Annotated in this window: 31 protein-coding genes and 1 pseudogene; 22 read left to right on the top strand and 10 right to left on the bottom strand. The window is 33.5% G+C overall.

The features are described 5' to 3' along the window. Window positions 1-127 precede the first annotated feature (127 nt). From thrC to C1Y58_RS17565, 13 genes are all read left to right on the top strand, one after another. Window positions 128-1,357, top strand: a complete 1,230-nt coding sequence (thrC, locus tag C1Y58_RS17625) for a threonine synthase (protein ID WP_242985421.1) — start codon at window positions 128-130, stop codon at window positions 1,355-1,357. A 13-nt stretch (window positions 1,358-1,370) separates the two neighbouring features. Then, the gene (locus tag C1Y58_RS17620; RefSeq protein WP_105617442.1) at window positions 1,371-2,729 is read left to right on the top strand and encodes a PLP-dependent cysteine synthase family protein; all 1,359 of its coding nucleotides are present in this window, start codon (window positions 1,371-1,373) and stop codon (window positions 2,727-2,729) included. Window positions 2,730-2,761: 32 nt separating this feature from the next. Further along, window positions 2,762-3,967: a YgeY family selenium metabolism-linked hydrolase gene (locus C1Y58_RS17615; protein WP_105617440.1), complete on the top strand. Its 1,206-nt coding sequence runs from the start codon at window positions 2,762-2,764 to the stop codon at window positions 3,965-3,967. A gap of 17 nt (window positions 3,968-3,984) precedes the next feature. Beyond that, window positions 3,985-4,968, top strand: coding sequence for an ornithine carbamoyltransferase (locus C1Y58_RS17610; RefSeq protein ID WP_105617438.1), 984 nt, complete (start codon window positions 3,985-3,987; stop codon window positions 4,966-4,968). Between the two features lie 191 nt (window positions 4,969-5,159). Then, the gene (gene galE, locus C1Y58_RS17605) at window positions 5,160-6,173 is read left to right on the top strand and encodes a UDP-glucose 4-epimerase GalE (protein WP_105617436.1); all 1,014 of its coding nucleotides are present in this window, start codon (window positions 5,160-5,162) and stop codon (window positions 6,171-6,173) included. A gap of 327 nt (window positions 6,174-6,500) precedes the next feature. After that, on the top strand, window positions 6,501-6,881 hold the full coding sequence (locus C1Y58_RS17600) for a metal-dependent transcriptional regulator (protein ID WP_105617435.1): 381 nt from the start codon (window positions 6,501-6,503) through the stop codon (window positions 6,879-6,881). A 28-nt stretch (window positions 6,882-6,909) separates the two neighbouring features. Continuing rightward, the gene (locus C1Y58_RS17595; RefSeq protein WP_105617433.1) at window positions 6,910-7,194 is read left to right on the top strand and encodes a FeoA family protein; all 285 of its coding nucleotides are present in this window, start codon (window positions 6,910-6,912) and stop codon (window positions 7,192-7,194) included. 121 nt (window positions 7,195-7,315) lie between these two features. Then, complete coding sequence (gene feoB, locus C1Y58_RS17590; protein ID WP_105617432.1) at window positions 7,316-9,316, top strand: ferrous iron transport protein B; 2,001 nt, start codon at window positions 7,316-7,318, stop codon at window positions 9,314-9,316. A gap of 9 nt (window positions 9,317-9,325) precedes the next feature. Beyond that, on the top strand, window positions 9,326-9,478 hold the full coding sequence (locus C1Y58_RS17585) for a FeoB-associated Cys-rich membrane protein (RefSeq protein ID WP_105617430.1): 153 nt from the start codon (window positions 9,326-9,328) through the stop codon (window positions 9,476-9,478). A gap of 154 nt (window positions 9,479-9,632) precedes the next feature. Beyond that, window positions 9,633-10,448, top strand: coding sequence for an EFR1 family ferrodoxin (locus C1Y58_RS17580; RefSeq protein ID WP_105617429.1), 816 nt, complete (start codon window positions 9,633-9,635; stop codon window positions 10,446-10,448). A gap of 122 nt (window positions 10,449-10,570) precedes the next feature. Continuing rightward, on the top strand, window positions 10,571-11,014 hold the full coding sequence (locus tag C1Y58_RS17575) for a ParB/RepB/Spo0J family partition protein (protein WP_105617427.1): 444 nt from the start codon (window positions 10,571-10,573) through the stop codon (window positions 11,012-11,014). Window positions 11,015-11,055: 41 nt separating this feature from the next. Next, window positions 11,056-11,529, top strand: coding sequence for a GNAT family N-acetyltransferase (locus tag C1Y58_RS17570; RefSeq protein WP_105617831.1), 474 nt, complete (start codon window positions 11,056-11,058; stop codon window positions 11,527-11,529). Continuing rightward, window positions 11,522-12,073, top strand: a complete 552-nt coding sequence (locus tag C1Y58_RS17565; RefSeq protein WP_105617426.1) for a GNAT family N-acetyltransferase — start codon at window positions 11,522-11,524, stop codon at window positions 12,071-12,073. Before C1Y58_RS17570 ends, C1Y58_RS17565 begins: the two co-directional genes overlap by 8 nt. A 39-nt stretch (window positions 12,074-12,112) precedes the next feature. Here C1Y58_RS17565 and C1Y58_RS17560 read toward each other — a convergent pair. Next, window positions 12,113-12,592: pseudogene (locus tag C1Y58_RS17560) on the bottom strand (manganese catalase family protein); the annotation flags it as partial. A 225-nt stretch (window positions 12,593-12,817) separates the two neighbouring features. On the opposite strand from C1Y58_RS17560, the gene C1Y58_RS26540 reads away from it, so the two are divergent. Continuing rightward, window positions 12,818-12,988 carry a hypothetical protein gene (locus C1Y58_RS26540; RefSeq protein WP_157950184.1) on the top strand — a complete coding sequence of 57 codons (171 nt, stop codon included), beginning with the start codon at window positions 12,818-12,820 and terminating at the stop codon, window positions 12,986-12,988. After that, window positions 12,988-14,448, top strand: a complete 1,461-nt coding sequence (locus C1Y58_RS17555; protein ID WP_105617423.1) for a recombinase family protein — start codon at window positions 12,988-12,990, stop codon at window positions 14,446-14,448. Before C1Y58_RS26540 ends, C1Y58_RS17555 begins: the two co-directional genes overlap by 1 nt. 358 nt (window positions 14,449-14,806) lie before the next feature. Here C1Y58_RS17555 and C1Y58_RS17550 read toward each other — a convergent pair whose 3' ends face one another. From C1Y58_RS17550 to C1Y58_RS17535, 4 genes are all read right to left on the bottom strand, one after another. Beyond that, window positions 14,807-15,232, bottom strand: coding sequence for a hypothetical protein (locus tag C1Y58_RS17550; protein ID WP_105617421.1), 426 nt, complete (start codon window positions 15,230-15,232; stop codon window positions 14,807-14,809). A 432-nt stretch (window positions 15,233-15,664) separates the two neighbouring features. After that, complete coding sequence (locus C1Y58_RS17545) at window positions 15,665-16,096, bottom strand: DUF3888 domain-containing protein (RefSeq protein ID WP_105617420.1); 432 nt, start codon at window positions 16,094-16,096, stop codon at window positions 15,665-15,667. 185 nt (window positions 16,097-16,281) lie between these two features. Next, a complete protein-coding gene (locus tag C1Y58_RS17540; protein WP_157950183.1) occupies window positions 16,282-17,202 on the bottom strand; it encodes a beta-propeller fold lactonase family protein in 921 nt (306 codons plus the stop codon). 237 nt (window positions 17,203-17,439) lie between these two features. Further along, window positions 17,440-18,414, bottom strand: a complete 975-nt coding sequence (locus C1Y58_RS17535; RefSeq protein WP_105617417.1) for a lactonase family protein — start codon at window positions 18,412-18,414, stop codon at window positions 17,440-17,442. 185 nt (window positions 18,415-18,599) lie between these two features. On the opposite strand from C1Y58_RS17535, the gene C1Y58_RS17530 reads away from it, so the two are divergent. After that, window positions 18,600-18,797, top strand: a complete 198-nt coding sequence (locus tag C1Y58_RS17530) for a hypothetical protein (RefSeq protein WP_105617416.1) — start codon at window positions 18,600-18,602, stop codon at window positions 18,795-18,797. A 105-nt stretch (window positions 18,798-18,902) separates the two neighbouring features. Here the strand turns inward: C1Y58_RS17530 and C1Y58_RS17525 are convergent, their stop codons facing one another. Then, complete coding sequence (locus tag C1Y58_RS17525; RefSeq protein ID WP_105617415.1) at window positions 18,903-19,877, bottom strand: beta-propeller fold lactonase family protein; 975 nt, start codon at window positions 19,875-19,877, stop codon at window positions 18,903-18,905. Between the two features lie 230 nt (window positions 19,878-20,107). On the opposite strand from C1Y58_RS17525, the gene C1Y58_RS17520 reads away from it, so the two are divergent. Then, a complete protein-coding gene (locus C1Y58_RS17520) occupies window positions 20,108-20,344 on the top strand; it encodes a hypothetical protein (RefSeq protein ID WP_105617414.1) in 237 nt (78 codons plus the stop codon). A 9-nt stretch (window positions 20,345-20,353) separates the two neighbouring features. Here the strand turns inward: C1Y58_RS17520 and C1Y58_RS17515 are convergent, their stop codons facing one another. Together C1Y58_RS17515 and C1Y58_RS27270 are read right to left on the bottom strand one after the other, a co-directional pair. Beyond that, window positions 20,354-20,863 (bottom strand): hypothetical protein, encoded by a 510-nt coding sequence (locus C1Y58_RS17515; RefSeq protein WP_105617413.1) that lies wholly within the window; start codon window positions 20,861-20,863, stop codon window positions 20,354-20,356. Between the two features lie 142 nt (window positions 20,864-21,005). After that, window positions 21,006-21,242 carry a DUF805 domain-containing protein gene (locus tag C1Y58_RS27270; RefSeq protein WP_105617412.1) on the bottom strand — a complete coding sequence of 79 codons (237 nt, stop codon included), beginning with the start codon at window positions 21,240-21,242 and terminating at the stop codon, window positions 21,006-21,008. 183 nt (window positions 21,243-21,425) lie between these two features. On the opposite strand from C1Y58_RS27270, the gene C1Y58_RS17500 reads away from it, so the two are divergent. Beyond that, window positions 21,426-21,797, top strand: a complete 372-nt coding sequence (locus C1Y58_RS17500) for an S-layer homology domain-containing protein (protein WP_242985420.1) — start codon at window positions 21,426-21,428, stop codon at window positions 21,795-21,797. Between the two features lie 53 nt (window positions 21,798-21,850). Here the strand turns inward: C1Y58_RS17500 and C1Y58_RS17495 are convergent, their stop codons facing one another. After that, on the bottom strand, window positions 21,851-22,741 hold the full coding sequence (locus tag C1Y58_RS17495) for an alpha/beta hydrolase (protein WP_157950181.1): 891 nt from the start codon (window positions 22,739-22,741) through the stop codon (window positions 21,851-21,853). Window positions 22,742-22,970: 229 nt separating this feature from the next. Between C1Y58_RS17495 and C1Y58_RS17490 the strand changes: the two genes are divergently transcribed. Together C1Y58_RS17490 and C1Y58_RS17485 are read left to right on the top strand one after the other, a co-directional pair. Continuing rightward, window positions 22,971-23,423 carry a DUF4362 domain-containing protein gene (locus C1Y58_RS17490; protein ID WP_105617409.1) on the top strand — a complete coding sequence of 151 codons (453 nt, stop codon included), beginning with the start codon at window positions 22,971-22,973 and terminating at the stop codon, window positions 23,421-23,423. 124 nt (window positions 23,424-23,547) lie between these two features. Then, window positions 23,548-24,276 carry a hypothetical protein gene (locus tag C1Y58_RS17485; RefSeq protein WP_105617407.1) on the top strand — a complete coding sequence of 243 codons (729 nt, stop codon included), beginning with the start codon at window positions 23,548-23,550 and terminating at the stop codon, window positions 24,274-24,276. A gap of 30 nt (window positions 24,277-24,306) precedes the next feature. Here the strand turns inward: C1Y58_RS17485 and C1Y58_RS26535 are convergent, their stop codons facing one another. Next, window positions 24,307-24,453 carry a hypothetical protein gene (locus C1Y58_RS26535; RefSeq protein WP_157950180.1) on the bottom strand — a complete coding sequence of 49 codons (147 nt, stop codon included), beginning with the start codon at window positions 24,451-24,453 and terminating at the stop codon, window positions 24,307-24,309. A 186-nt stretch (window positions 24,454-24,639) separates the two neighbouring features. On the opposite strand from C1Y58_RS26535, the gene C1Y58_RS17480 reads away from it, so the two are divergent. Continuing rightward, window positions 24,640-25,359 (top strand): hypothetical protein, encoded by a 720-nt coding sequence (locus C1Y58_RS17480; RefSeq protein WP_105617406.1) that lies wholly within the window; start codon window positions 24,640-24,642, stop codon window positions 25,357-25,359. Between the two features lie 569 nt (window positions 25,360-25,928). Further along, a partial coding sequence (locus C1Y58_RS17470; RefSeq protein ID WP_157950178.1) for a hypothetical protein occupies window positions 25,929-26,199 on the top strand: 271 nt, incomplete at its 3' end.

Below are 26,199 nucleotides of genomic sequence, written 5' to 3'. Positions count from 1 at the left end.
CTATATATGAAGTGATACCTTTTATATTTAGAAGATTGAATCATAAGTTGTGAAATTACCTTATTTTTTGCCTTTGAATTTTAATCATACTAAAATATTTAAAATACATTAAAGTGTGGTGATGCTTTTGAAATATGTCAAAAATTATACATGTACGATCTGTCAAAAAGAGTTTGATAGCCATGAAAACCTTTATACATGTCCTTCATGTGGTGAAAAGGGAATATTGGATGTGGCTTATGACTATGGTCGGCTGAAAAAAGTGATGACCAAATCTTTTTTTAGTAACAACAAAGATTATTCCATGTGGCGATACAAAGATGTCATGAGTATTAAAGATGATCAACTAAGTAAAACACTTCAAGTTGGTTGGACTCCATTGTATCAATCCAATCAATTAGCAAAGAAGATAGGGTTAAATAAATTAATGATTAAGGATGAAGGTCTTAACCCGACAGCGTCGTTAAAGGATAGGGCATCTGCAGTAGCTGTTATCAAAGCCTTAGAAGAAGGTGTAGACACCATCTCTTGTAGTTCTACTGGCAATGCAGCTTCATCCCTAGCTGGTAATGCAGCTAGACTTGGTTTATCAACGGTTATATTTGTACCAGAAAGAGCACCCCAAGGTAAGTTAGTTCAGCTCTTGATATATGGTTCAAAAGTTATCTCAGTGAGGGGAGATTATAGAGCAACCTTTGAACTTTCCAAACAAGCAATAGAACATTGGGGTTGGTACAATCGTAACGCTGCTATCAATCCTCACTTAGTTGAAGGGAAAAAGACAGTCGCCTTGGAAATAGCTGAACAGCTAGATTGGCAAATACCAGATTGGGTAGCCGTATCTGTTGGAGATGGATGTACAATTGGCGGTGTCTATAAAGGCTTCTTTGATTTATTACAAATCGGGATTATTGATAGAATACCAAGATTATTAGGTGTTCAAGCAGAAGGATGTAGTCCTTTTTATAAGGCCTTTATCCGGGAGAGCCCCTTGGAACCAGAAGAGGAGAATACCATTGCAGATAGCATTTCCGTTGGGGTACCAAGAAATCCAGTTAAAGCATTAAATGCAGTTAAAGAATCAGAAGGAACTTGGATCACAGTTACAGATAAAGCCATTCTTGAAGCTATGCAGACCCTAGGAGCAACAGAAGGTATTTTTGGGGAACCTGCTGGAATAGCAGGCTTGGCAGGGGTTATAAAGGCTATTCACTCTGGAATCATTAAAAGTGATGAAAGTGTTTGTATCATAGTCACTGGTAATGGTTTAAAAGATGTAAAGAATGCCATGGCTGCAACAGGTAAACCTCTAGCTATTGAACCCGATATAGAGGTTTTAAAGAAATTAATGATATAGAGGAGGAAATAAGATGAGACATATACCATTTGGACCTACTTATGAAGAGATGCTGAATCCAGGAAATTTAGATGTAGATATTAAAAAGAAAGCTTTGAAAGGCAAAGAAGATGAATTAGATCCAATTAATTTATTTAATATTACTTGGAAAGATTCAAATAACCAAGTCCAAAGAGTTGTTTTACCTAAGGAATTAACTGGGGTTGAAGCCAATATTGTGGTGATGTTAGGTAAATACTTTCCATCCGGTTCACATAAGGTTGGACCTGCATATGCCACATTAATTGAAGGGTGTGTTGATGGCAAAATTCTCCCAGGAGAACATACCATTCTTGGACCTTCCACAGGTAATTTCGGTATAGGGGTATCCTACATATGTAATCTCATGGGCTATGATGCCATCGTTATTATGCCTGATAACATGAGCAAAGAGCGTTACGAAAGAATTCAAAAATATGGTGCACAATTGGATCTTACTCCAGGTACTGAATCAGACGTTATCCTAACACTTGAAAGAACCTATGAATTAATGAAAGACAAGAATAATAAGTCATTAGCACAATTTGAGCTTTTACCTAACTACCGTTTCCATCGTCATGTAACGGGTAATTCAGCTGTAGAAGCTGTCAAAGGTATTGGTAACGGGCGTATAGCGTGCTTTACTTCGGCACCTGGGTCAGCTGGAACAATTGCAGCAGGTGATCAAATTAAAAAGGCATTCCCAGAAGCAAAAATAGCTGCCCTAGAGCCCTATGAATGTTCAACACTAACCAATGGTGGTCGTGGACAGCATCGTATAGAAGGAATTGGGGATAAGATGTGTACACTTATTCATAATGTACTCAATACAGACTTCGTAGTGTTAATAGAAGATGATGATTGTGTAAAAGGATTAAAAGTCATCCATGATGGTACAGATGTTTTAGTTGAACTTGGTATGGATCGAAAAGTTGCAGAATTCTTGAAGGATAAGTTTGGTGTATCAGGTATATGCAATATCTTAGGAGCTATTAAGATGGCTAAATATCTGAAGCTAGGTCCTGAAGATAATGTTGTAACCATTGCCACAGATGGTTTTGACCGCTATTCATCTGTTTTAGAAGATCTTGAGAAACGTTACTTAGAGACGGAAGATTTTGTGCTAGAACGTTGGAAAAAAGATGTATTTAGCAAAGCGGGTACAGATAATGTGTTTGACTTTAGAAGTGAAGAAAAGAAGGAACAACTGTTTATGCAAAAAGAAAAGGATTGGGTTCCATTTGGATATAGTAAAGATTATATTGATTCCATGAGAAAACAAGATTTCTGGGATAATGAATATGCCAAGATAAAAGAATATGATGAGAAAATAAAAGAGATGAGAGAAGAATAAAGATATAAAATGAATGATAAGGAGGGAAGTAAATGAGTCTAGCATTTAAAGAAATCTTGGAGAAAGCTAAATCTTATGAGGCTGATATCACTAAGTTTTTGCGTGATATGATTGCTATTTCAAGTGAGAGTTGCGATGAAGAAAAAGTTATCCTTAGGATCAAGGAAGAGATGGAGCAAGTTGGCTTTGACAAAGTAGAAATTGATCCTATGGGCAATATTTTAGGATACATAGGGCAGGGTAAGCACTTAATCGCCATGGACGCCCATATCGATACTGTCGGTATTGGAGAAAAGAATTTATGGGAGTATGATCCTTATGAAGGCTATGAGGACGATGAGATCATCATAGGACGAGGTGCTAGTGATCAAGAAGGTGGCATGGCTTCCATGGTCTATGCTGGAAAGATCATTAAGGATTTTGGTCTTGAAGATGATTATACGCTGCTTATTACAGGGACTGTACAAGAAGAAGATTGTGATGGGCTGTGCTGGCAGTATATCATTGAAGAAAGTAAGATTAGACCAGAATTTGTTGTCATTACAGAACCTACGTCATTGAATATCTATCGTGGGCAAAGAGGACGAATGGAGATAAAAGTATCAACAAAAGGTCTAAGTTGTCACGGTTCAGCTCCAGAGAGAGGAGATAATGCCATTTATAAGATGGCACCAATCCTAAATGAATTGAAGGCGCTACATGAGAATCTTAAAGATGATGCCTTTTTGGGAAAGGGTAGCTTAACTGTATCAGAAATATTCTTTAGTTCACCGTCTAGATGTGCAGTGGCTGATGGATGTATAATTTCCATCGATAGAAGGTTAACAACAGGCGAATCGTGGGAATATGCATTGCAACAAATAAAAAATTTACCATCTGTTAAGGCATCACAAGCGGAAGTCACCATGTATGATTATTCTAGACCTGCTTACACAGGGCTTGTATATCCTACACAATGTTATTTCCCTTCTTGGGTAGTTGAAGAGGAACATGTAGCATGTCAAACATTAGTAGAATCCTACAAAGGGTTATTTGAAAAAGAGCCATTTGTAGATAAATGGACTTTCTCAACAAATGGTGTATCCATTATGGGACGATATGATATTCCTTGCATTGGATTTGGTCCTGGTCATGAAGATCAAGCCCATGCACCTAATGAAAGAACATGGAAAGATGAATTGATTAAGGCAGCAGCTATGTATGCCGTTATACCAACAATGTATATTAGTAAAATTTAAAAGAAAAGAGGGTTTTTATGCAAACAATATTTAAAGGGAAACATTTTATCTCCTTACAAGATTGGACGAAAGAAGAAATAGAAACTTTATTAGAGGTATCTTATGACTTGAAGAAAAAATTCGCCATGGGGATTGAGACACCCTACTTGCCTTATAAGACAGCATTTTTGATGTTCTTTGAGCAATCTACAAGAACAAGAAACTCTATGGAAGCAGGCATTGCACAATTAGGTGGTCATGGTAACTTCCTTGATACAAGTACAATGCAGGTTTCACATGGTGAGGTAGCCAAAGATACAGCTGTTATTTTATCAAGATATGGTCATGGTATAGCCTGTAGAAATTGTTTCTGGGAAGTTGGGAATAAATATTTAAGAGATATGGCAAAATGGGCTACAGTACCTGTAATGAATCTTCAATGTGATTTGTATCATCCTATGCAGGGGATTGCTGATCTCATGACTATAAAAGAAAAAGTGAGAGATACAAGAAATCTAAAGGTTTCTATCATTTGGGCTTACGCAACAAGCCATAAAAAGCCTATTTCAGTACCTCTAACTCAATCACTGCTATTTCCACGTTTTGGTATGGATGTGACATTAGCATATCCAGAAGGTTATGATTTACCTGAGTGGGCTATTAAGCAAGCGAGAGAGAATGCTGAGAAAAATGGAGGTAAGTTCACCATCACGCATAACATGGAAGAAGCATACCGTGACGCGGATGTGGTTATTCCTAAGAATTGGGGTAGCTGGGTCAATAATCAAAGTGACAAAGTTGTTGATGATTTACTCGAATCCTATAAGAGCTGGAAGTGTACAGAAGAGATGATGGCACTTGCAAATAAAAATGTAATGTATATGCACGCCCTACCTGCTGATAGAGGTAATGAGGTTGAAGATAGTGTTATTGATGGACCACATTCTATTGTTTATGATGAGGCAGAGAATCGATTACATACGGCAAAAGCGGTTATGACTCTCACAATGGGTGGAAAATAATTTTTTACTAAAATGAAGCTCTTTCTATTTTTTTATAGAGAGAGCTTCATTTTTTTCTTGCGCCTTACGCTAGGTCAGCTATTACAATTATATTAGGAGGTGTTTACGATATTTATAAAATCTAAAATCAGTAATTATTAAACAGATTTTTAAGAAAAAATTCTACATTTAAATTAGAAAGGAAGATGACAATGAAAGTCCTTATTACAGGTGGTGCAGGCTACATAGGTAGTACTGTTTGCTCAGCACTAAAAGATAGAGGGCATACCCCAATTATTCTAGATTCTTTAGTTACCGGAAGACGAGAATTTGCTAATCGGCATGCTTTTTATAAAGGGGATATAGCTGACACTACATTATTAGAGAAGATATTTTCTGAACACCCTGATATCAAGTGTACAATTCATTGTGCTGCACTTATTGTTGTACCAGAGTCTGTAAAAAACCCATTTGCATACTATATGGAAAACGTAACTAAATCCATTATATTATTTAAAAAATTAGCAGAACTAGGCTGTAAACAGGTTGTCTTTAGTTCATCGGCAGCTATTTATGATATTGTCCCTGGTTTTATGGTGACTGAGCAAGCGCCCATAAAACCTCAAAGTCCTTATTCACGTTCAAAATTCATGATGGAGATGGTATTAGAAGATTTCTGTGGAGCTTATGATATGAAAGGAATTGCACTAAGATATTTTAATCCTATTGGTGCTGATCCACAGATGCGTACCGGGTTACAAATTCAGTTTCCTTCCCATGTATTAGGTAAGTTAGTTGAAGTTGCAGGGGCGAGGGAGAAAGTTTTTAAAATCACAGGAACAGATTGGCCAACACGAGATGGATCTGGTATACGTGACTATATTCATGTATGGGACCTAGCATTAGCTCATGTAAAAGCTGTTGACAACTTTGAAAGAGCTTTTGACAAAGCTGATCCATCAAATGGTTCTTATCTAGTCATTAATATTGGAACAGGTAATGGGGTTACAGTTAAAGAATTGGTTAGTGCTTTTGAAATGGTTTACGGAGCCCAAATTAATAAAGAACTGGCACCACCACGAGAGGGAGATGTTGCAGGTGCTTACGCAAATGCTGATGCTGCAAAAAAATTATTAGATTGGGCATCTCAACTATCCATTGAAAAAGGAATTGCTGATGCATTAAAGTGGGATGAAATAAGATCATCTATTATTCAATATCAATAGTAATGAGTAAACTAGCACTAAGGAAAAAAATGATATGCTAGTTTACTTTATTTTTTTTGTTAATGAAAATTATTATCATTGACAAATCGATTTCAATATACTATACTTATAAGTGTACGAGTGTTTAGTAAGGAAAAATACAATGATTGGATAGTATCAGCAAATAGATATATATCTAAAGTGGAAAATAACAAAATAAAAAGAGAATTTATTCAAACTTTATTAATTTCTTGACAAAGTAGGTTGGTAGGTATAGAATTAGTTTTGCTAATTAAGGTTAACATGATTGAGTTATGACTATTACCAGTAAATAAATGGAGTGATAAAGTGAGTAATAATGAATCAATGGAAATGTATTTAGAAACAGTTTACATATTGGAAAATAGTCATGGTCATGCACATGGAGTGGAGATAGCAAAACGTCTTGGTGTATCAAAACCCAGTGTATCGAAGGCAATGAATTATCTAAAAGCCGAAGGACTTGTGAATAAAGAAACCTATGGAACCATTACATTAACAGAAAAAGGAAGAGAACTTTCTGATAGAATATATGCTAATCATCAATTAATAACACGATTTCTTAAACATTCTCTTGAATTAGCGGATGAGGAAGCAGCTAAGAATGCATGTAAGATGGAGCATGTACTTAGTGATAACATGTTGGAAGCTATTAAGAGCTATTTGATGAAGAATAATATTGATGTATAGAAGATATACACTTTGGAGGTTTAAATATATGGATGATACAATAAGAAGCAAATCAATATTAGAGGCTTATAATAAAAAACAAGAAGCTATTTATCCAGTGACAAATTTAGCCAATGCAGAGATTGATAGAGAATACATTATTAAAGATGTTCAAACTAATGATGAAGAAATGAAGAACTTTTTATTTACATTAGGATGTTACGCAGGTGAAACGGTGACAGTGTTATCAGTACTTGCTGAGAACTACGTCATTTCTGTAAAAGATGCAAGATACAGTATTGATAGTGATTTAGCTGAAACAATAATTATATAGCTTATTTTGGTAATGAAGTTAACTAGGGTTAACTTTTACATATAATTTCATAAACCCAATGAGGGATTATACATAATAAGTTAGCCTAGGCTAACTATTTGTAATGAATAAGGAGGCAATTATGAAGGTAGCACTTACAGGGAATCCCAATAGTGGAAAAACAACATTATTCAATGCAATAACAGGTAAAATCGAACGTGTAGGTAACTGGGCCGGTGTAACAATTGATAAAAAAGAAGGTGAGATTAAGAAAAGTCTTAATAAGGCTAATGCTGTAATGACAGCAGTAGACCTACCAGGCGCATATTCAATGTCACCCTTTACTTCCGAAGAAAGCATAACACGAGACTTTGTTAAAAATGAAAATCCAGATGTAATTATTAATATCGTCGATGCAACAAACTTAAGCAGAAGTTTATTTTTCACAACTCAACTTCTTGAACTTGGGATACCAGTTGTTGTTGCCCTTAACAAGAGTGACTTAACAAAGAAGAAAGGGACAGTTATTAACGTAGCAAAATTATCAAAAAAATTAGGATGTCCTATTGTTGAAACTGTATCCACTAGTGGGAGCGATAATGGTCTAGAAAAGCTTATTACTAAAGTTGTAGAAGTAAAGGGCAAGACCCAAACAGCACCATTTGATGGCTCAGATTTGAATATGGCTGATAGAAGTGCTGTTGAAGCTTCTGATAAAAAACGATTTGAAGTTGTAAAAAAAATAGTTAAGGAAGTTGAAAATAGAAAAGTAAGTAGTAATCGTCAAACCAAACAAGATGCAGCTGATAGAGTATTGGCACATAAGTGGCTAGGTATTCCAATATTTGCTTTAGTGATGTGGACAGTTTTTGCCATTTCCCAAACTCATCTAGGACCACTCTTAGCAGATACCTTTGTTGGTTGGATAGATGCATTCTATGGCTGGGTAGAGGGATTACTTGGAGAAGGAGTATCACCAGTCCTTAGTGCCATTCTTTTAGATGGTATTATAGGTGGGGTTGGAGCTGTTGTAGGTTTCTTACCACTCATTATGGTTTTATTCTTCTTACTAGCGTTACTCGAAGATTGTGGTTATATGGCACGTGTTGCTGTAGTAATGGATAGATTCTTTAAGAGAGTTGGATTATCAGGTAAATCAATTATCCCTATGGTAATTGGTACAGGTTGTGCTATTCCAGGAGTTATGGCAACAAGAACCATTAGAAATGAAAGACAAAGAAGAACAACTGCAATGTTAACACCATTTATGCCATGTGGAGCGAAGTTACCAGTTATCGCATTATTTGCAGGTGTGTTCTTTAATGATGCTGCTTGGGTAGGAACGACTATGTATTTCTTAGGGATTGCAATCATTATTATTGGAGCTTTAATTGTGGTAAGAATTACTGGTGAGAAAAACGCAAGATCATTCTTCATTATGGAATTACCAGAATATAGATTCCCAAGTATCAAGAGAGCAACAATCTCTATGTTCTCTAGAGCAAAAGCTTTTATTATTAAGGCAGCTACAATTATCCTTCTTTGTAATGCTGCAGTACAAATCATGCAAACATTTAACTGGCAATTCCAAGTTGTAGCTGAAGGTGCAGAAAACACAAGTATTCTAGCTAGTATCGCATCACCATTTGCTATTTTATTAATACCTCTAGGATTTGGTGTATGGCAACTTGCTGCAGCTGCAATTACTGGTTTTATAGCAAAAGAGAATGTAGTTGGTACATTAGCAGTTGTATACTCCATAACCAACTTTATTGATACAGAAGAATTAGCACTAGTTTCTGGTGGAGCGGATGTTGCAAGTATTATGGGCTTAACATCTGTAGCTGCATTAGCTTATCTTATGTTTAACCTTTTTACACCTCCATGTTTTGCCGCTATTGGTGCTATGAACTCAGAAATGGAGAGTAAGAAGTGGTTATGGGCAGGAATCGCATTCCAATTTGGAATGGGCTATAGTGTTGCATTTGTAACATATCAAGTAGGAACTTTAATAACAACAGGTGCTTTTGGTAGTGGCTTTTTACCAGGTTTAATAGCTGTATTAGCTATGGGTGGTTATGTAGTTTACCTTGTGAGAAAAGGTAATCAAAAGTCACAAGCAAAGGTAGCCTTAAATGCTTAGGAGGATTATATGCCTAATATAATTGTTATGATTGTTATACTTGCAATTGTAGGATTAGCAATTGCAAAAATTATTAGCGAAAAACGAAAAGGAGCCATATGTATTGGTTGTCCTCACGGTGGATCAAAGAAGAAGAGTTGTAGTTGCAATACATCGAAGTAAATTACAATTAAATATATATAATCAAGATCCCGAGTAAATCTTTACTCGGGATCTTTGCTATTTATTACATTGAAAGGAATGATATTAATCTATTTGCAGTATAATTTTGTTAGTTATATAATGTTAGTAAGAACTTAACGGAAGAAGGAAGATTATGAAAATATTAGTCTTATATTTCAGTGGTACTGGTAACACAGAATATATAGCTCGTTACATACAAAAGCGATTCAATAACGAAAGGCATGAGGTTACATGCACCCCCATCGAAAAAATGGATAAAGATACTATATCTGCTTATGATATACTTGGGTTTGGTTTTCCGGTATTTGCATGTGATATACCAGGCTTTGTGAAAGAGTATTTAGTAGATTTACCACTAGTCAAAACTCAATCTGTATTTATCTTTTGTACTAAAGGTTTCTTTAGCGGAACAGCAATCAACAGTGCATTTGATTTCTTTAAGGGGATAGGCTATCGACCAATAGGTTATGCGGATATAGCAATGCCTGGTTCTGATGGACTAGCATTTATGAAGCCTGATTCTAAGAAAGTTCAAGGTTATATAGATAGAGATTATTCGTATATACCTGAGGTAGATCGTATGACCATGAGCATAGAAAAAAAGATTGATAGCAAAGATCAATTACTTGTTAATAGTGGTGTTAATCTAATAACTAAAAAAGGGCAATCACTTCTATCCAATGCTCTTAAAGTAGGATTGGGAACAGCTGAGGGGTGGCTTAAGAAGAAATTCTGGGCAGATGAAAGTTGCATTAGATGTAAAAAGTGTGAAAAAATTTGCCCAAGAAATAATATTAAAGTAGATGACCGTGGTGTACATTTCAGTGATCAATGTGTCGTATGTATGCGCTGTCTTCACCAGTGTCCCAAAGAGAGTATACAGATTGGTAAGAATACTATTGGTAAAGTACGTTGGAAGGGACCATTGGGTGACTATAAGCCACTTTAATTATTATTAAACTGCTTCATATTTTTTAATTAATTCGTTGATGTCTTTGTACTAAAGTTTTTATAACATATTTATAGATATATGTAACAGGTAATTGCAGATGTGATTAGAGGAGGCTATAGATGAAGTTTAATGTGGAAGAAGCAATAGTATATAGTGAAAAAGGTAAAATCGAAGAATGGGTACATCTTTTTCTAAATTCTGAGGGAGATAACTTTGCGTTTTCTGAAGGCTTAAAGCTTCAGAAACGATACTGGTTAGGCCCCATAATATATGATTTAGATAAAATTAATCGATGTTGCGGACCTGAAAAAGATATCAAGTTTCATGAACCATATGAAAACTGGGAAAATAGGATTAAAAGGATGGAAGACTTAATCAAACAAGGCTGGGAAATGGCTCCATTGATCGTTAATCATGATAAAGGGTACTTAGAAATTAATGATGGAAATCATCGACATGAGGCTTTAAAGAGAGCTGGAATCAATAAGTTCTGGGTTATCTTTTGGGATAGTGAGGATGAGAATAATTTAATCCAGCTGTCTAAAGAGAAGTATTATGAATAAAATATGTTGTTTTAATAGATATGTCCATGGAAGGTGATTTTTTGGAAAATGAACCTATTAAAATAATCGAGTATGAGCCAATTTATGCTGTAGCTACGGTGAGTATGTGGAGAGAAAGTAAGGAAAGGGCTATTGGACAAAAAGAAATACATTCCTTTGAAGATCATATCTATTTCTTAAATAATATATTGAGAAAAGATTATAAAGTTATGATAGCTATTGACTTAAATTTTAATAGAGTAGTAGGTATATTAGCTTCCAATGAACGTGAGATTAGTCAGCTTTATATTCATGTGAGCTATCAAGGAAAGGGTATAGGTAAAAGATTACTTGAAATAGCTAAAAATAATTCCAAAGGTAAATTAACACTCTTCACATTCCAGGTTAATTCAAAAGCTCAAAATTTTTACGAAAAAAATGGCTTTAAAATAATAGGTAGAGGAAAAGATAATGAAGAAAATCTTGAAGATATTGAATATGAATGGATTTCATGTGAGGAACAATTAAATGTATAGAAATATAAGGATAGAAACAGAAAGATTAATCATTAAAAGTTTTACTAAAGAAGACCTACATCATCTACATCGAATTGTCAATGATGTAGAGATGATGAAGTATGTTCCATTTGCAAAGGAAAGAACATTACCTGAATGTAAAAAATTATTAGATAGAATATTAAAAAGATACACTGAAAGTACAAGTAATGAGTTTAAAGGTTTTCTTTTATTAGTGTATTTGAATTATAGTAACGAATGTATAGGATTTGTTGGGTTATTCCCACTGACTTACGATACAATAAATACAGAAATATTTTATGGTCTTTTTGAAGAATATTATGGGAAAGGTTATGCAACTGAAATTGGTAAAGCCATTATTCAGTTTACCTTCGATCAAATGAATCTAGATAAAATAGTTGCAACTGTTAATAAAGATAATGAAGTTTCAAAAAGAGTATTAAGTAAAATTGGCATGAACTTTGATTACATCATTGATAAAGAAGTGACAGAAGGAAGTTCCTACGATGGTGAGTTAATGTATTCGATAAGTAAGTACATATAAGATAAACAGCCCCAAGTCATAGGACATGGGGCATTATTTTTAATAATACTTCTTACTATCCATATTGAATTGAACATCATTAAGAGCTTCACCAAAACGTTGGAAGTGAACAACTTCACGTTCTCTTAAGAAGCGAAGTGGATCAATGACGTCAGGATCATCTGTAAGATCCATTAAATGCTCATAGGTTGCTCTTGCCTTTTGCTCTGCAGCTAAATCATCATGTAGATCCGCAATAGGATCACCAGTTGCTCCAATGCCGGCTACACTAAATGGAATACCAAAAGCATCTGTTGGGAAGAGACAGTGATCATGCTCAGCATATTGTGACCCCAAACCAGCCTTCTCTAATTCCTTGACAGGAACACCTTGAACAAGCTGATATACCATTGTTGAAATCATTTCAACATGAGCTAATTCTTCAGTACCAATATCAGTAAGTAATGCTTTTGCCTTATTAGTTGGCATACTATAGCGTTGATTTAAGTATCTGATGGCAGCACCTAGTTCCCCGTTAGGACCTCCGAACTGTAGAAACTACTATGGGGAAGGGGGGGTGTCTTTTGCATAATCAAATTTGTCTATAGCTTCTTTCAGTATTTAATACTTAGAAAGAAGTTATTTTTTGATGCGTTTAAGTATATAAGGCAGTTAGAAGTTTCATATAATTGATTTATTACTAATTGACAATCAGACAAGAAGCTAAACATATATTTCTATTATGGATGTTAATGGGGTGAAAAGATGTTTAGATGCTTTCAATCAGAAATAACAATTAACAATCAGAACATTAAACTTGATGGCTGTAAAGAGAAGGAACTATTCGATATTGCAGTAAAGCTCAATAGAACATTTCTAAACTCAATAGCTGGCTTCAAGGCAGAACTTGTTAAATCAGAAAGTAAGGTAAGCTAATGACTATTGGGGCTGCTTATATAAGAGTAAGTACAGTAGATCAAGTTGAGTATTCACCAGAAGCACAAAAGAAAGCCATTTTAGAATATGCACTTAAAAATAAAATACTCATTCCAGAACAGTATATTTTTATAGATGATGGTTACTCAGGGAAAGTTGCAGAAAAGAGACCAGCATTTATGAAAATGATAAAAATAGCCAAAAGCAAACCTAAGCCATTTGATTTAATTATTGTTCATCGTTTTGATAGATTTGCTCGAAATCGTGAGGATAGTGTTATTTATAAATCCTTATTAAAAAAAGAGCATGATATTAAAGTTGTAAGTGTCACCGAACAATTAGAAGACGATAAATTTTCTATCATTCTAGAAAGTATGTTAGAAGCAATGGCTGAGTATTATTCCTTAAACCTATCTGATGAAGTTAAAAAAGGAATGCTAGAAAAGGCCAGTCGTGGAGGGTTTCAGACGCGTCCACCGTATGGATATGTGGTAAAAGACAAGGGAACTCTTGAAATTGCTGATGAGGAAGCGGATATAGTCAAATATATATTTGATAAGTTCAACAATGACCAAATGGCTCCTGTACACATTGCTAAAGAGATTAACAAACTTGGATATAAGACCAAAAACAATAATAGATTTGAAACTAGATCAATAGAGAGAATCTTGTCCAATCCAATTTATATGGGATACATTAGATGGAATTGTACAAGCAGATCTAAAGGAAAGCTTACAAAAAACGATGAGGAGCAATGGATCATAGTTAAAGGAGAGCATAAAAGCATAATAAATGAAAGTGATTGGCATAAAACTCAGACAAATCTACAAAACAGGAAAAAGAAATTTCTTAATAAACAATGGTCCGGTTCAGGCGATTGTAAAAATTGGTTACGCGGTGTCTTGAAATGTTCATACTGTGGTGGTGCCATGGTCTATGGTTCGGGTAAAGATAACTACCGTTATTACAGATGCAATAACAAATCGAAAGGTAAATGTGAGAAAAGTAACTATGCTAATCTAAACGATTTGGAGCCAGCTATCTTAGAACAACTCAAAAAAGACTTACTTGATCTTAAATTTAACCTCAGTAAAATCCCAGCAAGTAATACAAGTAATGAAGTATATATACTAGAACGTCAACTTAAACAGTTAGATAGTAAGCTAGATAGAGCACAACAAGCATTTTTAAATGGAGTTGACACCATAGAAGAGTATAAAGTAAATAAATACACTATTCAAAAAGAGCAATTTGAAGTATCAAAACGATTACAGGAACTCAAAGATTCTCTAGCTGAGGGTTTAAAAATAAAAAATAAAATTACATCTGTATATGAATATCTAAACAATCCAGATAACTCCATGAACGATAAGAATAGAGCTATAAAGAGTATCGTAAATAAAATAACAGTTGATGGACCAAATAAGTGGTTTAAAATAAATTATTTTTTGAATGATTAACGCAGGATAAGGTGATTACGACTAAATACAAAAGCGAATCAGTATGGGAAATAGTAAGTACTACTTTACTAGAAGTTGTTGCAGGCATTGTATCTACAGCTATTATTACTATTGTAAGAAGTATAATCAGAATTTTTTACATGCTGCGCCATGGGAATGTAAGCATTATCACAAAGTAAAGAAAGTATCTTAATTAAAGGACCATTTAGGAAGGTGAGAGAGATGAAAATCTTTTATCCAGGTAACTGGTTTATAAGAAAAGCCCTGTTCCTTGTTTGGCATATATAGAAATTGCTAAGAGTAAAGAGAAAAAGGCGAGTTAAATGTTAGTTTAATCTTTGCTCAAACCCAACCCACTTTAGGAGGTTGAGTTTGAGAGGGTTATAACAAATGCGGTTTTTATAACAGTATCAAGCACATTTCCTGTATCAGTATCAATTAATTCAATTACAAATGCATAGGTATCTTCAACATTAAATGTAATGAAAATAGGAGTTGATGTATTGACATTGACATCATCTAATTGAATATATCCATTAGTAAATTCAACAGGTACTATTTCCTCATCTTCAATGGTTTCTATAGTAAGGTTATCAGCTTGAGTTTGGTCACCTAATATAACTCTGTAAGATAAATATTGACCTAAATTCTCCGCAGCAGCGCTTAGTACATTACTAAGATCACTAATAGCTCGATTACCTGTTGTTATAATAGAGGGCATTTGAGTTTTAACAGCATATACAGGAATAGAATTATTTACTTGATTAACATCTGAGTTAATCATAAAATAATCACTTCTTTCTTATAATTTTGTTTATAGTAGTAATATATAGTACGCATAGAAAGGTGATGAAGTTACAAAATTATTCAAGAAAAAAGGTTTTTTTACGACTAACCTGTGTTAACGGAGTGAAATAGAAAGTATTTAAGAGGTGTTGAAAAGTACTAAATCTTACTTTTGTGAGTAACGATTGTAGAGAGCTCTAAATATCAAACTAATAATAATTAGGGAATACATCACTAGACTTATGTATCTATTAGTCTCTTTAAACCAAATAAAGTAAAGAGAAACTGTAAACATAACTACGGCTAAAGTAAAAGAAGTATACTGTAGTATTTTGAAAGATTTTGGTTTGATCCTATTTATTACCTCTATTAGAGGATAATACCATGAACAGATATTGGTAATCAAGAGGTGGCTAAATCATAACTTAGTTTATTTGAGAAGAGGTCCAAGGGTTTCGATGTGTTCAAAGTTTTCAACTGTAATATCACCAGAGGATACTTTGAAGGTTATATTATCAATGCCTACGGTATTATGAGGGCCAGTATAGGGACTTACTTCAAGTGTAATTAGGAATAAGAATGTTCGATATCCATTTAGCCTTGTAATATCAATAATATTGACAGTCCAGGGATCGACTGAATAAGACTTTCCATAATAATTTTCAATTTCATCGTCAATATATGGTAACAGTAAAGTAATAAAAATATCTTTGTAAAGCTCTTCATTTGATCTTTCAGGTGGTCTCGGGAATTTAGTTTTTGATTCAACTATATTGGTATCTAACCCTTTAGTAGGGAGATTCATTGACAATGACAATAATACAGTTAGTAAGCAAAAAGCTACTAGTATTTTAGTTTTCATGATATCGCCTCCAGCATTATTATTACCTCAGAGGCGTTAAGTTATTAAAATTGTGTTTAATGAGGCGGTATTAATGAAACATACAAGTAGCATATTACAAAAACTTTTACAATGTACTACCTGTATGGATTGCTTAGCTCGTTTCATAAACGATGTCTTTTAAGTCTATTTTAGATACTGTAGTTTTAACAAGAGGGATTAGATAGAGCATTAGAAGTTGGAGTTATAGCTATTGCTATCGGTTGATTTCCAACATGTGTTGTCTGAATGACCTTATTATCTGATAGACGTATTACTGATACAGTATCAGAATAATTATTCACAACATATCCAAACTGCCCATTAGGAGTAATTGCTATCCCTAAAGGAGCACCCCCAATACGCACAAGATCAGCGAACGTATTCCATGGTAAATATATCACATACACATTATAAGACGTGATATTAGTAACATATGCATTTTGTCCATCAGGAGTTATTGCTACTTCGATAGGGTCTTCTCCAACACGTATAGTCGTTACCACCTCATTTAGGGATACTTGAATCACTGATACGTCGTTGGAACCTCTGTTTACAACATATACAAATCCCCCATCAGGCGTTATGGCTATTCCATTAGGTAAACCTCCAACAGTTACGGTCTGAACGACCTTATTATCAGACAATCGTATTACAGATACATTACTGTCCCCAGTATTAGTAACGTACGCGAATTGTCCGTTGGGAGTTATGGCCAATCTTAATGGACCTTTTCCAACAGGTACGGTCTGAACGACCTTATTATCAGACAATCTTAATATAGATACATTATTGCCCCCAGAATTAGTAACATATGCGAATTGTCCATTGGGAGTTATGGCCAATCCATAAGGTAATTTCCCAACAGTTACGGTCTGAACGACCTTATTATCAGACAATCGTATTACAGATATATTACTGTCATCAGAATTAGTAACATACGCGAAATGTCCGTTGGGAGTTATGGCTAATCCAGTGGGGCCATTTCCAACAGGTACAGTTTGAACAACCATATTATTTGATAAATCTATCACTGATACACTAGCATCATTTCCATTCGTAACATATGCAGAAGGTTGATTTGCCATTAAAATGTTCCTTTCCATACAATATTTTATACTACATTATATTCAATAATTAGTACAAGCGTTATTTACATTTGGAAAGAGAATATTAAATTACAATAGGGATTTGCTATGAACTAAATATTAACAAAAGCTCTGTTTAATAAAGAGAGAGAATGATTCTTAATCAAATAGACTAAAAATGAAATATACAAGTAGCATATTACTAATACTTTGCAATGTACTATTTGTATAAGCTATTTAGTTGATATCACGAACAATGGCAGTTAACTCTATATTAGATACTGTTACTTTAACGAAAGAAGGATTAGTTATAGGAGCTGGCATTGGAGTGATTGCGATATCTAATGGACCATTACCAACAGACACAGTTTGAACGACCATATTATCTGTTAAACGTATTACTGATACATCATCATCTACAAAATTAGTAACGTATGCAAACTGTCCATCAGGAGTTATCGCTATTCCAAAAGGAATATTTCCAACAAGTACAGTCTGTATAAGTATATTGTCTAATAATCTAATTACAGATACAGAATTACTTACTTGATTAGTAACATATGCAAATTGTCCATTGGGTGTTATTGCTATTAGTGAAGGACCATTTCCTGTAGCTACAGTTTGAACGACCATATTGTCAGATAATCGTATAACAGATACATTATTATTACTAAAATTAGCAACATATGCAAACTGCCCATTAGGAGTAATTGCCACTCCTATAGGACCATCTCCAACAGGTACCGTCTGGACGACTATATTGTCTAATAAACGTATAACTGATACATTGTCATCCCCAAAATTAATAACGTATGCAAACTGTCCATCAGGAGTTATCGCTATTCCAAAAGGAATATTTCCAACAGGCACCGTCTGAATGACCGTGTTGTCAGATAATCTAATTACGGATACAGAATCACTAAACTGGTTAGTAACATATGCAAATTGTCCATTGGGTGTTATTGCTATTAGTGAAGGACCATTTCCTGTAGCTACAGTTTGAACGACCATATTGTCAGATAATCGTATAACCGATACATTATCATTCCCCAAATTAGTAACATATGCAAACTGTGCATTGGGAGTAATTGCCACTCCTTCAGGAACATCTCCAACAGGTACCGTCAGGACGACTATATTATCTGATAAACGTATTATTGATACATTGTCATCGTTACCATTCGTAACATATGCAAAAGGTTGATTTGACATTAAAGTGCTCCTTTCTAATTCAAATTCTATTCACTGCTATATTCTATTCAATAATTTGTACAAGCGTTATTTACATTTGCGAGGCAAATGCAAAAACACTTTAGAAAGTTGATTATATACAAGATAAGGTATATGTCATGAATTAAATATTAATAAAAGTTCGGTTTAGGTAAGGAGGAGTGTAAATGAAAGAAATACTATTAAATATGCCAGAGTTAATCATTAAAGAATGTAAACTTGATTTACCAATAGAAGAATGTGGGGCAGATTTTAATGAAAGAGCTTGTGAAGAAACTTGTCCGGGCTACTCTGAATGCAAAAGAAGAACAGAAACTAGAGAAATGATAGATCGGTTAAATGAAAAGAATAATAGTCTTAATTAAAGTCCAATTTAATGAAGTGAGGGAATGATTATTAAATAGATAAAAAATGAAATATACAAGTAGCATATTACTGAAACTTTGCAATGTACTACCTGTATAAGTTACTCAGTTGATATCACGAATAATGGCAGTTAACTCAATATTAGATACTGTTACTTTAACGAAAGAGGGGTTAATTATAGGAGCTGACGGTGGAGGAATTGCTATTCCAACAGGTCGATCTCCGACAGTTATAGTATCAAAAATTGTATTGTCTGATGTTTGTATAACTGACACAGTGTCATCGCTAGTATTTGTAACATATGCAAACTGTCCATTAGGAGTAATTGCTACATCTTGAGGAGTATCTCCAACAGTTATGGTAGCAACAACAGTATTGTCTGATATTCGAATAACTGATACTGTGTCAGCGCTACTATTTGTAACATATGCAAATTGTCCGTTTGGAGTAACTGCTACTGCACCAGGAGCATCTCCAACAGCTATGGTAGCAACAACAGTATTGTCTGATATTCGTATAACTGACACAGAGTCATCGCTACCATTTGTTACATATGCAAACTGACCATTAGGAGTTATTGCTATTCCCGTAGGAAAATCTCCAACAGTTATAGTATCAATTACAGTATTATCAGATATCTGAATTACTGACACAGAGTCATCACTAGCATTTGTAACATATACAAACTGGCTATTAGGAGTTATTGCTACTCTAGTAGGGAAATTTCCAACGGTAATAGTATCAATTACAGTATTATCAGATATTTGAATTACAGATACAGTGTTATCACCACCATTAGCAACAAACACAAATTGTCCATTTGGAGTTATTGCTAGACCTCTAGGAAAATTTCCAACAGTGATAGTATCGATTACAGTATTATTTGATATTAAAATCACTGATACAGAGCCATCGATGAAATTAGTAACATATGCAAACTGTCCATTTGGTGTAATTGCTATTCTAATAGGACCATTTCCAACGGTAATAGTATCAATTACAGTATTATCTATTGTTTGTATCACAGATACAGTGTCATCTGAATTATTGGTTACATATGCGAATGGGTGATTTGACATAAAGTACTCCTTTCTAAATAAAAACTTCTACTACATTATATTCAATATTTGGTACAAGCGTTAGTTACATTTTTCAACAGCAAAAACAGCGTTGAGTTTATACAAGATTAGGGATATGTTATGAGTAAATACTAATAAAAGTTCGGTTTAGTAAAGAAAGGGGTAAGGGCATTGAAAATATAAATGTTTATAAAGTTAGTTATGAAGGTAGCTGGTGTGCATTTGATAGATTGGATACAGCTATAGAAATGCTTGTTATCGAATTAGAATCTTATGACGAATATGCAGATGAAGAGGATAGAGTCAATCTTACAGATGATAATTACAGTGAAATTAAAGCCGAATTAAGTGTCTATAGTCAAGGTAATGATATTTATTACATAGAAGAGCTGACTGGATATAAGTTAATTAGTGACATGATGGACGAAGAAGAGTTTGATAATTTACCAGAGTTCGATGGTTTTTAAATAACAGGTTTAGTATATGAAAAAATAAACGTATACACCCATAAAATATAGGACAATAAAAAATAAAAGAACAATTATAAAAAATAAATCTACTTTTACTGGTGTCCCATCAGACTTAACGAGATTTATACCTCTTTTGGAGTGAGGTAAATAAGAAAGAATATATGTTTCATTCTTTTTAGCACCTGAATCTATAAAAAAGGATACATTAATTCTACCCATAGTAACTTCTTCATGTAGACTTTTGCTTAATCGTTCTGTGTGTACATATCCTTTAGCAGTCTTATAATCTCCTGATATTAAGAAGGGTAAATCTTTGAGATATGGCATACTGAAGTAAATAAAGCATAACAAAAAAAAGGCTAAAGATATAAGAGTATTAATAATTAACTTAGATGTATGTGTTCTTGTCCAATGTCTGTCTAACCACATACGAAGAGTATAAATAATCAAAAAAAATTCAACGGATAAGAAGGTCATTGTTTCTAATATAAAGGCTGTAATTTGAAAATACTTCATACCAAAGATCCTTTCGTAGAGGTAGTATTAGCTTGTACTAATGATATTTAATAATTTTTATAATGTAAATGGAAAATAATAACATTAACTAAAACAATATTTAATTAGGATAGGATCTCATACAAAAAACATAGAATTCAATCTATGTTTTGAGGTCAATTAGTGAAACACCCAAGGGATCGTCACCATACTTATTAGGTCCTTTGGTACCAGGAATAAAGGTAAAACAAATATGAAAAAATAAAGTGATGATTCTGATTAGTGCATTAACTAGTACCAACCAACCAGTCACATTAAGGTCATGTAATCTTCTAACAGTAAGACTAGTTCCAATGATTACGGTTATTATTGAAATAAATAAAAATATTGCAAGTGCAATAAGAGTAACAGTTACTGACTATACTTATGGGGCGACTAGCAAGGAATCCAGACATAAGATACTCTGAATTAGCAGAACCACTTGCAATTACTAAATATACTCTAGCAGTTAATAAGCAGTTTAAGCGTGAAGGAGAACCAGATGCAGACAGAAACATGCTAATAACATACTTCCAATAAGGACATGGGTATTAGACTATCTGAGCCTAATACATGGACAGACTTTGCTATATGCAGAGATGCTGATATGACAGCGATTTTATTAGAACATGCCTATTATAGCAATCCTCATGAGTTGGAGCTATTAAAAGATAATGACTTTAGAATTCAATGTGCTGAGGTAATTGCTAGAACAGTATGCGAATGGTACGATATTGAGTATACAGAGGATAAAGTTACTTTTTCAGATATTGAGGGACATTGGGCAGAGAAAAATATTGAGGAAGCAACAGGAGCAGGATTAATGATTGGTTATCCTGATGGTACATTTAGACCTGATGAAACAGTAACCAGAGCTGAATTTGCTACAGTATTGGCAAAGTTAAAAGGGGATTAAATCCCCCTTTAGAGATACAATTAAAACTCTAGAGATAAGATTTATTTAGGAAGTTATTCTAAGTTATCTAGGAAGTCTTTTACTGCATCCCAATATTCTTCATGACCTTGAGTTCTTTCCAATAATGCATATGATCCATGGGCACCACTAGCATCTGGCTCAAAACAAATTTTATAATCGCTAGCAATGGCTTCAAAAATCAGATTGTATTCTTCTTTTTCACGTTTTGCGCCTGTAATAAAAGTAGGCAAATTGAGTTCTTTTGCGTACTCTGCAATTGTCTTATCTTCAATCCAAAAATATTCTCCTGGTGAAAATGCAAGAACAGCTTTTACAGTATCACTATGTTTTTGAGAAAAAGCAACAACAAGTGACGCTGAATAGGAGCTACCCCAAGTAATAATATTATCATAGTTAAGTTCTTCTTCAGCATACTGGATGGCGGCTTCAAGGTCTGCCAAAGCATCTAGATATGTAGGGATTAATCCTTTTTCTCTAGCCCTCTCTGCTGTTTCGTTATTTATATCCGTATTACTAAATCCACGTCTTGCATCAATAGCCATGGCATTATACCCTAGATCATTTAACTTTGGTGCAATTTCCAAGTATTCACCACGGCTAGATTTAGCTTGATGAAAGAGGAGGACAATTGGTGAAGTACTATCTATTAAATATAGATCAGCAGTAATGTCGAGTTCATCAAGTGAAGGAAATGTTATAGTTTCAATATGTGGTGTTGAATTTAAGCTCTCAGTTTCATTATTAGGTGTCACATTTAAGCTCTCAGTTTCATTATTAGATGTTGCATTTAAGTTCTCAGTTTCATTACTGGGTGTTGTATTTAATATCTTAGTTTCATTTCTTAAGGATATGTAGATGATTGATAGGCATAAAAGGCTGATAACTACAATGAAGATTTTTGAAGTATTTGATTTGACATTCATAATTTCGCCTCCTTTTGGTTTTTGAGTAGATCTTACTAGTTTAGATAATTTTAACATATTAGTCATAATCAATCAACTCCTTTAGCGTTTAAGGTCATATACTAAAGATAGATTTAGAGAATAATCTCGACCTTGTTAAAAGATCTAATTCGAAACGATACATACCACACAAAAAGATCTATCATTAATATAATAGAGTAGAGGATAAAGGGATATATAAGGTGATAAGATGTTTTATAGATTTTATAGATTTTATAGATTTTATAGATATTTTAGAATTTCAAGCAATGACCATACTTATGATTGTAATGTGAATCAGGTTGTATCTAGTGTAGTCGGTGTACCAAAAAACCTTAATAGGTTTAAGGAGTTTTTAAGAAATATAAAAAATGAAAAACCTGATGCTATCACAGCTCTAAGATATTCAATCCATGGAGACCCAATACTTTATCATCTGTTTTATGATGGAGAAAAGATATTAGCAGTTTATAATATGACTAATCAAACAAGCGGGTGGATTGATGAAAAAATAAAAATTTATGAAGGAGATTCTATAAAGTCTGCGATAACGGGTGAAAGAGACCAATATGAAGAGTATAATTTGATGAAAGATAATAATGAAATAGTTACAGTTTATGCATACAATAAAGAACTCTACGAAAAGAAATTTAGATTAATGTGAGATAGCAGGAAATCCTACTATCTCTTTCAATATCACGTTTACTAATGAGTAGTTTAGAGTCTATTGCACTAATAGAATTGTACAGGCATATATTATACTAAGTGATAATGGACGAGGTAAATTTATGTCATATAAAGATAAACATAAAGTTGAAAATATATCTAAACGTGAATGCGAATGTCCCATAAATTCTACACCTGTATTTGGCGGGAATTTCATTTTAGAATGTGGAGAATGTTTTAAGATTTTTGAAAGTGATGAGCCAGTTGAAATTAAGTTGCGAGTAAGTAGGACCAGCAACATAGATTGTAATATACTTGTATTTGTCGAACTGGAGAATGGTGAGTGTTTGGATTTTAAAATTCCTAAAAATGATACATTTTCTTCAAATGAAATAATTACTAATACAAAACAAGCTCGTAAAGTAACAGTAGAATGTAAAAGTGATAGTTTAGATGGAGGAACTTGCTTTGGAACTTGGGCTATATTCATTATCCAAAGAGGTTGTGAAATAGATTGTACATGCGAATGTCCAGTTGGAGCAACTCTTACAGATTTTTCTGGTTTTGTGTTAAGTTCTGGTGAAGAGCAAGTGATATTTCAGAGTGATGAACCTACTGAAATCTTTATGGCTGTTGACTTATCACAAAGTGCTGATGAGAGCCTTTTGACTGTTCTTGTAGAACTAGAAAACTGTAATTGCTTAAAATTTATTATTCAAGCTCCAAGTTCAGGTTTTGGCAATGATATATCTTTTTATAGTAAAAATATCATAAAGATAACTCTTGAATGTCTTACTCTAACAAACTGTCATGGCCTCTGGAGTAATATGATATTTTATAGAGGCGCTTAAAACATATTTGTACAAGAGTAAATTATTAACTCATTTGACGAGAATCCCGGATATATCTTTAACTTCTTCAAATGTCGTATGGTCATTTGAAATCCAAACCAGTTTTTCACTATTTTGCTCAGCAAACTCAATTAAAATATTAATTACTTTTTCTCTAAACTCTTTAAAACTAACCATCTAGTATATACTCCCCCCTTCAAAATCTTTTTAATCTTAAGTGAATTATATCATATAATAGATTAAATTGGAATTTATAGAAGTTTAAAAGATTTATAAATCATATATTAAGCTACAGTCTATTGCACTATAAGAATTGTACAAGCATATATTATATTAAGTGAAAATGGACGAGGTGATTTTATAGTGTATAAAGATAAACATAAATTTGAAAAACTATCTAAACGTGAATGCGAATGTCCTGTTAATAATACACGAGGATTTGGCGGAAATTTTTCTTTAGAATGTGGAGAATGCTTAAAAATCTTTGAAAGTGATGAACCAGTTGAAATTAAGTTACGATTAAGTAGGTCAAGCACAGACTGCAATATACTTGTATTTGTGGAATTGGAGAATGGTGAGTGTTTGGAGTTCGAAATACCTAGAAATGATATATTTTCTAGTAATGAAATAATTGCTACTACAAAACAGGCTCGTAAAATAACAGTAGAATGTAAAAGTGATAGTTTAGATGGAGGGACTTGTTTTGGGTCTTGGACTGTAACTATTATCCTAAGAGGTTCTGAAACAGATCGCACATGTGAATGTCCTGTTGAATCAATACTTTTTGATAGTTCGACTTTTGTGTTAAATTCTGGTGAAAATCAGGTGATGTTTCAGAGTGATGACCCTACTGAAATCTTTGTGGGTGTTGATTTATTCGCAAATACTGAAGAGTGCCTTTTGACTATTCTAGTAGAACTAGAAAACCACAAATGTTTAAAATTTGTTATTCAAGCTTCAAGTTCAGGTGGTAAAGATATATCTTTTTATAGTAAAAATGTCAAAAAAATAACTTTCGAATCTCTTGCATCAGCAAATTGTCGTGGCTTTTGGTTTAACGATCTTTATTATAGAGGTGCATAAAACTAAATGTGAAATTTAGTTATGATGAAATGGTTCTAAGAAATCTCTAAGGTACATCATTGAAAGTGATGTACCATTAATTTTATATCTTAAATAAGGTCCATGTCATTGCATCTTTACTATATCTAATTTCACACATCTTAGTTTGATTATTTATTTCAGTTTGACAAGTGTATATATAATATTTTTCCGCAGAGTTAATTTCTTCAGAACTTTGAACCTGTATCTTACAAGAATAAGTTTTATCATTTTCAGTTATTCTGAATTTAAAAGGTATCATAGATCCATTCTCTTTTGTCCAAGTAATCACGTCAATTGGTTTATTTAATACCTTCATATAGATCACCTTCCATATGTTTATAATACACAAACGTACATTCGGTGTCAAGTTCATTAAATAAAAAGTTAACCTAGTATGTGAACTAGAATTTAGGTAATATTCTTTTCTATATATAAGATTCAATTATGTTACATTATATGTTATAATTTAACATAATGATTAATGCAACAATTGATTTCCTATTATCTCAATTATACTACAATTCAATAAAGTTAAGGGAGTGTCAAAGATGATAGATGTATTAATAACAATAAACAAAAATCAAATACAACTTTCAATCAATAATAAAGTAGTAAGTACTATGAATGAGATTGTTCTCTTATTAGAACAAACTACATATCCAATTTCGATAGGTGAGATAACAGAGATAGAGCTTAAAAATCGAATGAGAGAAAAGTTATCCACTGAGAGAGAAAAGACTATATTAAAGCTTTATAGTAAAGAAGATCATGATCGTATAAGAGAAGCAATCAAATTATCAAAAGATGATGTATTAAACA

It is taken from the genome of Vallitalea okinawensis (assembly GCF_002964605.1).
GTDB classification, from domain to species: domain Bacteria; phylum Bacillota; class Clostridia; order Lachnospirales; family PQDH01; genus Vallitalea_A; species Vallitalea_A okinawensis.
The sequence above is the reverse complement of the archived record's forward strand: the minus strand, read 5'-3'. Positions and strand labels throughout refer to the sequence as shown.